This window comes from Williamwhitmania sp. (assembly GCA_035529935.1).
Lineage (GTDB): Bacteria > Bacteroidota > Bacteroidia > Bacteroidales > Williamwhitmaniaceae > Williamwhitmania.
The window spans coordinates 1-10,374 of record DATKVT010000069.1; the positions used below are offsets into that span (position 1 = coordinate 1).

The 10,374-nt window shown below is 46.4% G+C and carries 7 protein-coding genes; 4 read left to right on the forward strand and 3 right to left on the reverse strand.

Going from position 1 to position 10,374, the window contains the following annotated elements; all coding sequences use genetic code 11:
* Positions 1-1,207: 1,207 nt before the first annotated feature.
* The 3 genes from VMW01_05125 (at position 1,208) to VMW01_05135 (ending at position 4,365) form a co-directional block, all read left to right on the forward strand.
* Positions 1,208-1,900, forward strand: coding sequence for a head GIN domain-containing protein (locus VMW01_05125; protein HUW05620.1), 693 nt, complete (start codon positions 1,208-1,210; stop codon positions 1,898-1,900).
* A gap of 20 nt (positions 1,901-1,920) precedes the next feature.
* Positions 1,921-3,015 (forward strand): alpha/beta fold hydrolase, encoded by a 1,095-nt coding sequence (locus VMW01_05130; GenBank protein HUW05621.1) that lies wholly within the window; start codon positions 1,921-1,923, stop codon positions 3,013-3,015.
* A gap of 333 nt (positions 3,016-3,348) precedes the next feature.
* Positions 3,349-4,365, forward strand: coding sequence for a fatty acid desaturase (locus VMW01_05135; GenBank protein ID HUW05622.1), 1,017 nt, complete (start codon positions 3,349-3,351; stop codon positions 4,363-4,365).
* A gap of 41 nt (positions 4,366-4,406) precedes the next feature.
* Here the strand turns inward: VMW01_05135 and VMW01_05140 are convergent, their stop codons facing one another.
* The 3 genes from VMW01_05140 to VMW01_05150 all read right to left on the reverse strand — a co-directional run bounded on the left by VMW01_05140 (position 4,407) and on the right by VMW01_05150 (position 7,358).
* Positions 4,407-4,793, reverse strand: coding sequence for a VOC family protein (locus tag VMW01_05140; protein HUW05623.1), 387 nt, complete (start codon positions 4,791-4,793; stop codon positions 4,407-4,409).
* A gap of 82 nt (positions 4,794-4,875) precedes the next feature.
* Positions 4,876-5,931, reverse strand: coding sequence for an agmatinase family protein (locus tag VMW01_05145; GenBank protein HUW05624.1), 1,056 nt, complete (start codon positions 5,929-5,931; stop codon positions 4,876-4,878).
* A gap of 89 nt (positions 5,932-6,020) precedes the next feature.
* On the reverse strand, positions 6,021-7,358 hold the full coding sequence (locus VMW01_05150) for a hypothetical protein (protein ID HUW05625.1): 1,338 nt from the start codon (positions 7,356-7,358) through the stop codon (positions 6,021-6,023).
* 179 nt (positions 7,359-7,537) lie between these two features.
* Between VMW01_05150 and VMW01_05155 the strand changes: the two genes are divergently transcribed.
* Positions 7,538-10,123 (forward strand): AsmA-like C-terminal region-containing protein, encoded by a 2,586-nt coding sequence (locus tag VMW01_05155; GenBank protein ID HUW05626.1) that lies wholly within the window; start codon positions 7,538-7,540, stop codon positions 10,121-10,123.
* Positions 10,124-10,374: the final 251 nt, after the last annotated feature.

Below are 10,374 nucleotides of genomic sequence, written 5' to 3' on the forward strand. Positions count from 1 at the left end.
CATTCCTCCAACTACGACAATTAAAGCCAACAACACTACTTTAAATAGCGGTAAGCGGGAACGTTTTCTTATGCTAAATACCAGCAATGCCACAAACACCAGCAGAGCAACCGCCAGGTATACAAAAAACTTTCCAATGCCTTGAGTTTCGATGATCATATGAGTATTATTTGAATTTTCAAAGGTGCTTTAGTATGATACAGGAATCATCTATAGTGGAATCTGATTAACAAACTTATGACAAATATTTCAATCACGGGGACCATAATCAAGGAAAAAGGCAAACCTACCTAACACTTATTCCTTCAATGATTAGTTGAATTGAATGTTTAGTACCAGTATAATTACGATGATTCCAAAGCTTGCTAGACCAATCAACAGTGGCTTCCAAAAATCAGATTTAACAAGTGGCACCCTATTTCTCTCAATCCAATTTCGAAATAATAGATAGACAAGAAATGGAAAAACCAACACAAACCCCCATCCATAAAAAGTAGTGGGCTGCATTAGCTTATCCATGGCATTTCTGATTGCTGCAAAAAATATGAAGTCAAGGCTCATGGCTTCAACAACAAATATGATGCTAGTAAATAAAACCCCGTAAATCATATTTTTCTTGGGATACTTTATGAAACAGAGGTAGGAAGCAAACCCCCACAAAACAGGATTGATGGTCAGCATTAGAACTTGGCCAAGCGTTTCATCGATGCTCCACGGATACCACAACACTAAGTTTGATAGCCAATATACAGCAAAACAAACCACCAGGTTATACAATATCCAAGTTGAAGTAATTGATTTCATAATGTAAGGATAACATATTCGCAGATCACACCGACATTCTAAAGGGTCCATCTAAACAACGCTTTAGCAAATATAGCAAAAACATGGTTGCCTGATGGCAAAGGAATATAGGTTGGTCAAGAATACGCCAATATGGATATAAGGGTCCCGGCTCTACAGGCTAGCGCGTTGTCGCTCGGACAAAAACTTTGATGTTCACATTCCCCCTATGCCCCATCGTCAACCGTTCGAAATCGAACATTAGCTGTTCGTTATCAGAGCAGAAGGTCTCCTTTTTATTTCATTAAAATGACTTCTAATTATTGTTAAACAGCAGCTTACCCATATCGGCACGCAATCTGCAAAGCAAGAGAACATACAGAAACTAACGAGCAATCTATTATTAATACTTAGAAAAAACACCATGAAAAGAGTTACTTTAACACTGCTAACGCTGGCTTTTTTAGCCATTGGAACAACTGGGGCCATTGCCCAGCAGGCCAAAGCCATTAAGGTTGACCTAGGCTCGGTAACCAAGTTAAAGCTGGATGTATCGTGCAAAATAGAGCTCACCCAGAGCGCCACCCCACTTCTTGCCATTGAGGCCAGCGACGAGGTGCTCAACGAGATTACCTCCAAAGTTTCGGGTGGCGAGCTTACCATAAAGAGAGACAAGCGCAGCCAAGAGCAGAGCGATGTTACCATTTACCTTGCCATTCAAAACCTCGAGTCGATTGATATTGTTCGAGATGTCAGGCTGGAAGGCAAGGGCGTGCTGAAGTTCGAGAAGTTGGCTATTAGCGTTAACGGCGTCCTCACAGCCAACTTAAACCTTATCACCTCCCTTTTCGAAGTTCATAGCAACGGTGTGTTAACGCTTACCGCTTCGGGTAAGGCTGACGTGCTCAACCTTGAAATGCCTGGCGTGGGAAAAGCTAACCTGCTCGATATGAAGGTTAACAAGGCTACGGTTGAGGTTGACGGTGTTGGAAAGGTGCAGGTTGACGTATCGGAATACCTGCAGGCAACTGTGAACGGAGTAGGCAAGGTAAGCTACAAAGGCCACCCTACGCTTAAGCTCAAAGTCTCCGGAGTTGGTAGTATTTCTGAGATATAAAACCCTTAAAAATTAGAGCGATGAAGGCACAAAAAGCTATTTTGACAGCGTTGCTGACTCTTGGACTTTTCGCGACGCTGAACGCTCAACCAGCCACTTCAGGAATTAGAGAGGAGGCAGTTAGCTTTACCAGAGGTGATGCAACCTACTCCGGCACGCTCTCCTTGCCGGCAAACGAAGGCATTTATCCGCTTGTTATTATGGTTAGCGGCATGGGAAATCAGGACAGAGAGTGGTCATTTATGCGAGGCAAGTATAAGATGGCCAAAATCATCAGCGACTACCTGAACCAAAATGGCATTGCCGTGTACCGCTACGACGACCGTGGCTTTGGCAAATCGACCGGAACGGCTGAAACCCAAACCAGCTTCGACGACCTCGCCGAAGATGTGTATGCCGCAGTATCGACCCTAAAGGAGCACAAGGAGATTGGCAAGGTGGGATTGCTCGGGCATAGCCTTGGCGGAATTCTCTCCATAATGGCCGCCTCTCGCCACAATGATATCGACTTTATTATCACCCTTTCGGGATCCTACCAAAATGGTGGCGACATAATGATGGAGCAGGCTCGCACCTTAAAGAGATGGAAAACCGCTGCAGATATGACTGAGGAACAAACTATTGCCAATGGTGAGAAATTTGTTCGAAGCTGGATATCCTATTCAACCGGTGGAGCAGGGCTTGACACCATGAAGCAGATACTAAGTGACCTTATCAAGTTTCAAATTGAAAAGATGCCGCCAGAAATCATGGCAAAAAATCTACAGACATACAAGGACACTGCCGACCTCTATCAACAATCGCTTAATGAGGTGATGGCTTACTATACCTCTCCACACCAAAAATCATTTGCTGTTTACGATCCAGCAGAAGACTTCAAGAAAGTCACCTGTCCCGTTCTTATCCTATTTGGAGAAAAGGACAAGCATGTGGTGGTTTCCTCCAACTTGCCTAAGGTAGCGCAAGTTCTTCCCGAATCGTTGGTAACCGACCTTACCATCAAAATAATTCCCAATGCTGACCATGGATACTCAGACGCGGAACACATAAAAAATGGGGAGATGGTTCCTGGAACAACTGAGTTTATTGCAAATTGGGTCAACTCAAGAAAGTAACTTAAGAAAAAAGATAGAAAAAAGAATAGGTTTAGGTTTAGGTTTTCTTCATTCTAGCCATCAGCAGCTAGATTGTGCAAGAGGCTGGCTTGTGAAAGTCGGCCTCTTCTTTTGTTAATTTAGGCGCTTTTCTCGTCCTGAATTTTTATTTTCTAGAGCGGCTGCATCGCAAAGGCTTTATTCAATTGGGCATTCGGTAAATCGTGAATCTTTTCCATATTAGGTAACTTGCAAACTACCGACAGGCTACTTCTCCTCCATTTTGTCAACATTTTTGATGGGAAAAGCTAAAGTTGTCTGGCAATTGTTTCTAACATATAATATCCTCTGAAAATGATTACTTCCGAATCCATCAAAAATAGCAAACCTGCTTGGATAGAGATTATCCGTAAGTATAACTTTCCCGATACCGTTCGAAGCTGGTGGCAGGTAATCAACTCCGTTGTGCCTTACGTTCTACTATGGTTTCTCATGGTATACAGCCTTCAAATATCCTACTGGCTTACGCTGCTGCTCTCCGTTTTTGCAGCCGGCTTCCTAATTCGAATATTCATCATCTTCCACGACTGTGGTCACGGATCGTTTTTTAAATCGCACCGGCTCAATACCATTGTGGGCATTCCATTGGGGCTACTGGTATTTACGGCCTACCACAAGTGGCACCACGATCACAAGGAACACCATGCAACCATTGGCAATCTCGATAAGCGGGGTGTTGGCGACGTAACAACATTAACTGTTGAAGAGTATTTAAAGCTTACAAGGTGGCGGAAGTTTAGCTACCGTTTCTACCGCCATCCAATCTTTCTATTTGGCATTGCTCCCATCCTTCTTTTTCTTGTTCAGAATCGCTTTACCAAGCCCTACATGAATCGCAAGGAGCGGCTATACCTCCACTTCTCCAATCTTGCCATTGCCGTTGGGGTGCTACTGATGATATGGGCCATTGGCTGGAAAGCCTACCTTATGATCCAACTGCCTGTAATTTACATAGCCACAGTGCATGGTGTTTGGCTGTTCTACGTCCAACATCAATACCCCTATACCTCTTGGACCAGAACCGAAAAGTGGGATTTTAAGACCATTGCTTTAGAGGGAAGCTCCTTCTTTAAGCTGCCACGATTGCTTCAGTGGTTTACCGGAAACATTGGCTTCCACCATATACACCACCTAAGCCCAAGAATCCCTAACTATAAGTTGGCAAAATGCCATAGGGAGAACAACCTCTTTCACAATATTACCCCAATCACCTTCTTCTCCAGCTTTCGTTCGCTGCGGCTACGGCTGTGGGATGAGAAAAGGCATAAGTTAATTGGATTTAGGGAGATGCATAGGAGTTTTGCGGGGTAAATACGATGGAGATTATGTGATAATCGCTAAGGAAACTAATACTACACTCTTTCAGCAAATGCCATTATATGCCCATCGGGGTCGGCGCAGTAGGCCACGCTATCGCCCCAATCGCGCTGCTTGGGCATGCTCAGTGATACACCGCCAGCCTTTACCGCACGTTTGAAATACTGAAGCGGATCATTCACGTAGAGGTAAATCTCGCTTCGTGGAATGCCGCTTCCCTCCGAGGGGTGAGGAATCCTATCACCAAGCATTCGTGCTACCCCGTTCTCTGGCATTAACCCCAACTTACATCCGGGAGCAACCACAAATTCGGTCATGCCGGGAACATCGAGCACCGGCTCAAGCTGCAGCACCTCGCGGTAAAAATCACGGCTTCGCTGCTGCCCCGCCACATAAAGAATATACATTACCTTGGTATCCATCGATATAATGTTTTGCATTTGGGTATGGCTAAGGTAAAAAAAAGCCGGGTAACCCCGGCCAAATGTCATAAAAAAAGAGGCGTTAACCTTTTAATCGGCTGCCAAACTTCTCGTTAGAGGCCGCAAGGGTTAGCAGGCATAGCTTATAAAGCACCCGAGCTCCCACGTTGGCATCCCAGTCGTTGTCGCCAGGGGAAACTTCGTTTAGGTCGAAGCCAATAATCTGCTTGCCGCTCTTCACCACCATACGTAGCAAATAGTGCGCCTGATTGAATGAAAGACCACCAACTACAGGTGTGCCGGTATTGGGGCACAATTCAGGTTGTAATCCATCAATATCGAAGCTGATGTAAACCTTCTGAGGTAGCTGGGCAACAATGGCCTCGCACTGCTGGTGCCATAGCTTACCGTTGAACGCTTCGGCTTTAAGTTCGTAGTCATTGAACATTACTACGCGGTTGTCGGCCTGAACTAAATTGAACTCATCCTGACAGAGATCGCGGATACCCACCTGCACCAACTTTTGCACCTGCTGCAGCTTAAGCGCATTGAACATGATTGATGCATGCGAGTAGGTGAATCCCTCGTAGGCCTCACGCAGGTCGGCATGGGCATCAATGTGCAGAATGCCAAAGCTTTCGTGGTGCTCAGCAAGTGCGCGCAGCAGACCCAGCGGAGTGCTATGGTCACCGCCAACGAGCCCTATAATCTTCCCCTTGTCAAGCCATTCGCCAGTCTCCTTGGCTACCTGATCAACCATCTCCTGACAAGCTTCATTAACGGTTTCGAGGTGCTGTAAAAACTTGCGGCCTTCTGGATCACCACCTTGCTCCAGATAGCTAATCATGGCCTCCGCTATATCGCGGTTTTTGGAACTGGAAGTATAGAGGTCGTCATCGATGGGAATTGTACCAATGGCAGTCGACCATGCATCGGGCACGTCAAAATCGAAGAGGTCCACCTGCAGTGAGGTGCTTAGCATTGCTTGTGGTCCGTGCGATGCACCTCCACCATAGGAGGTAGTTACATCCCAAGGCACGGAGTAAAGCAGCAGCTGCGATTCCTCCAGAGAATAGGGTAAACCAAAGTAGTTACCGTTGGCAATGCCAATGTCGTTAGGGTTAAATTCTTTGCTCATGATCTATCTGTTGACGTTGTAGTTACAATCAATTATTTCTGTAGGGAGGCAAAAGTAGCGTTAAATCTGCATTTTACAAAAGAGAAAAACTAGTCGAGCTGCACGTTGAGCAGCTTATCCACCCCCTCATTTTTCAGAATAAGCAGGCCTATTCGCTCGCTGGAAACCCCCTCATGGATGCGGTAGTCGAACCGGGGCTTACCATCAACAAGGGTGGAGCTGAAGCAGCTGAACGAAACGGTTGGTAGCGGCTTAAGATCCTCTGCCAGCTCGAGCAGGTGGGACGAAATCATCACCAGGCAGTTGGGATTTTGCGCCAACCCCTTTATCACCATCAACGAGCCATCGTAGGCGTCCTTAATGTTTGTTCCTTTGAAAAGTTCGTCCATAATGAGTAGCACACGTGGCGTGTCGCGCACAAACTGCGCTGCCTTCTTCACCCGCAGCACCTCACTGTAGAAGTAGCTGTAACCGAGCGTAACGCTGTCGACAGTATTTATGCTCGAGAGAATTCCATTTAGCATCGTCATTTTGGCACTTTTTACCGGCAATGGGAAGCCCAGATGCGCTAAGTAAACGCAGATGCCCAGCGAACGAAGGAAGGTGGTTTTTCCGGCCATGTTTGGTCCAGTGAGGAACACCACGTTACCCTTCTCCCCCATCTTAAAGCTGCTGGGAACAGGGGTTTTCAAAAACGGATGCCAAGCCTCCTCCAGTTCCAAAACAGGTTTTTCCGACGCCTCCATTACCGGAAATACAAAACCTAACTTCTGCTTAGCATGAGCAACGGCAATAAGTGCTTCCAACTCATATACCTGATTGAGCATTAGCACAAAACGAACCGATTGCTTGCCACGAAGAAGCCTGTCGAGCAGTAGCAGCGGATAACCGCCGGCCTGTTTTTCGCTTTGAAAGACTGGAACGAGAAGCTCGTCGGCTAGCGCCTTTTCTATGGCATCCACATAACCCTGAAGCAACGCAGGTAACTCTCCATTATTCACCTTGTGAAGCCACTGCTTCAGCTTACGTAGGTATGCAAGCATGTGACGTGTCCCATGAACAGCAACGTCCCGAAATTCACGGTTGAAGATTCGGCGAACAATACCTTCGGCAACGGAGATTCCACCCGATTGAAACAGCAGCGGCTTCATCTTCGAAATGTAGTAAAGGTTAATACCGTTTGCCTCCTGTGCGGTAATTGGGAAATCCCACACCGTTAGGTTCTCTAAAATATGCCCTATGGCCTGTTGAACCTCCAAAACCTGTTCGATGTTACTGAACGGATTGTAAAAACGCTCCTTCAACTTCAGCTTTCCATCTGGCGTAACCGTCTCGTCGAAAAGGTCAAGAATTGTTTTGTCGCCGTGACCTTCAAATATCTGAAGGTCGTCGGTGGTATGGTGATCCACTTGCAATCGAGTATCCATGGCAGCTCAATTTTTGTCCTGATGAAGATAGGAAACTAAAAGGGATTTGTGTTAATTTGTGAATAGTGAACCGAGCGAAGTGAGCTCGCCGGAGGCAATAGTGAGAAGTTAAAAGTTAAAGATGGTGAATTACCTTGCGGTCTACAGTCTATAATGCTAAACAACTAAAATATAAAGCCATGAAGAGATTTCTAAAGATTTTCCTTAAGTCACTGGGCATTTTTCTTGGTGTGGTAATTCTTGCCATGTTTCTAATTCCGATGCTTTTTAAAAGCCAAATTCTGAACAAGACCAAGGAGGTAATCAACCAGAACGTGAACGCCAAGGTGGAATTTTCGGACCTAAGCCTGTCGCTCTTCCGCCACTTTCCCAACATGAGCATATCGCTTCGCGACCTCAGCGTGGTGGGCATCGACAAGTTTGCTAGCGATACGCTGGTATCCTTCACCTCCCTCGACATGTCGGTGAACCTAGCCAGCGTAATTGCAGGCGATCAGATTAAGGTGAATGCAGTAATCCTAAACGATCCCAAAATCTATGCAAAGGTGCTGGCCGACAGCTCCGTAAACTGGGATATTGCCAAACCTTCCGAAACCACCGAGGAGACTCCAGTGGACACTACGGCAAGCTCACCTTTTAAGATGTCGCTAAAATCGTTTACCATCAACCATGCCAACATCATCTACGAGGATCAAACCTCTCAAATTCTGGCTGGTATAAAAAACTTGAACTTTACAATGTCGGGCGATCTATCCACCGACGTTACCACCCTTAACCTAAAATCATCCATTGAAAACCTTGCGGTGATAATGGGCGGCACCACCTATGTGCAAAACATGACCGTGGCCATGAAGGCTCAGGTCGGCGCAGACCTTAAAAACATGGTCTTCTCCATTCAGGATAATGAAATTGACGTAAACAAGCTAGTGCTTGGTGTGAATGGTTCGGTGGCCATGCCCGATAGCAACATGGTTTTCGACCTAAAATACTATGCCAAGGAGACCAACTTTAAGACGCTGCTCTCCATGGTTCCATCGGTGTTCATGAAAGATTACGAAACCCTCAAGACCGATGGCAAACTCTCGCTAAATGGATCGGTAACAGGCACCTACAACAGCAAGGAGCTACCCAGCGTTGGCATGCAGCTGTTGGTAAACAATGCACGCATTCAATATCCGGCTCTGCCCAAATCTATCGAGAATATCAACATTGAACTAAACGTGGACTTCAACGGGGCCGACGATAGCAAAACGCTCATCGACCTGCGCAAGTTCAGCATGGCCATTGCTGGAAACCCCATATCGGCAACTGCTCAGGTGCGCACCCCAATGACTGATCCACAGGTGAGCGCAAGCCTAAACGGTAAGATTGACTTCATCTCACTAGCCGACGTGGTGCCAATGAAGGATCTCACCATGAAGGGTGTGGTTACCGCAGCGGTAAGCATGGCGGTTAAAATGTCACAAATAGAGAAGCAGGATTACGATAACATGAAGATGGACGGTTCCATAGAGCTGAAAAACTTCGAGATGAAGACTCCCGATCTCCCTGCCGACCTTAAAATACCAAGTTCCAAGATGGAGTTCACCCCACGCTACGTTCAGCTCGACAACTTCGACTGCCTCATTGGCAAGAGCGACCTTAACCTGAAGGGACGGGTGGAAAATTTCCTCGGTTACGTCTTCAAGAACGGCACCATTCGTGGCGACTTTGCCTTTAACTCCAACCTGCTCGACCTAAACGAGTTTATGACCGACACCACAACCACCACAACGGCCACCACCGATACCTCGGCCATGAAAACGGTGTTTGTGCCAAAGAATATAAACTTTACGCTGAATACAGGTCTCAAGAAGGTGCTCTTCGACAAAATGGAGATGACCAACCTCGGCGGAGCAATGGTGGTAAAGGATGGCAAGGTTCTGATGGACAAGCTCCACATGGATCTGTTCAACGGAAGCATGATGGTTTCTGGGACCTACAATACAGCCGATACCACCAAGCCATCGGCTGACCTCGATCTCGACATTAAGAACCTCGACATCCAAAAGGCAACCACCTCGTTTAGCATGCTCGACAAAATGGCTCCCATTGCAAAGAACTGCCAAGGCAACATCTCGCTAAAATTCGCCTTCTTCACCCTAATAGATCAGCACATGAGTCCCGTGCTGAATTCCATCGACGGTGCCGGTAAGCTGCAGTCGCAAAATCTGCAGCTAGTTAACTCCAGCACCTTCGACCAGATGAATAAGCTGCTGAAGATGAAGGGTGGCTCCAACACAATTAAGGACCTTAACGTAAGCTTTACCATTAAAGACGGCTGGGTAAACGTGGCGCCATCGACCCTGAAGATGGACGACATTGCCCTCACCTTTGGCGGGCGCAACGGGCTTGACCAAACGCTTGACTACAACGTGGACCTGAGCGTTCCCTCCAAATACTTTGGCGACGCCGCTTCCAAGCTGGCCAGCACGCTGCTTGCCAAAACACCGTTAGCCGGCAAGGAGGTTAAGCTGCCCGAAAAAATCGATGTGAAGTTTAAAGTTGTTGGCACCACCACCTCTCCCAAGGTTACATTGGCAGGTATGGGTTCCGGCAGCTCTGCATCTCCAAGCACCAGCACCAAGGAGGCGGTGAAGGAGACGGTAAAAGAGGAGGCTAAGAAGATTCTCGACGAGCACAAGGACGAAATAGACCAGAAGAAGAAGGAGGCCGAAGAAAAGGCCAAGGAGGCGCTAAAGAAGAAGCTGAAAGGGCTGTTTTAAACTCCAACCCAACTATTGCATATAAGAGACGCTGTCCAAATGGGCGGCGTTTTATTATTAGGACAAAGTTATCTGCTTGAGAATTTGTGAAAAATCTCTACATTAGAGAAAACTAAACCACTATGGATTGAAAAATCCATAGGTTTATTGAGTGAATAAAATTCACAAATAAGAGCACAAAAGAAAACAGAACAAACAAGAAACTCATTCATACAAAGATTGAGATTTATAGAAACTGAAAGTGCCTGCAA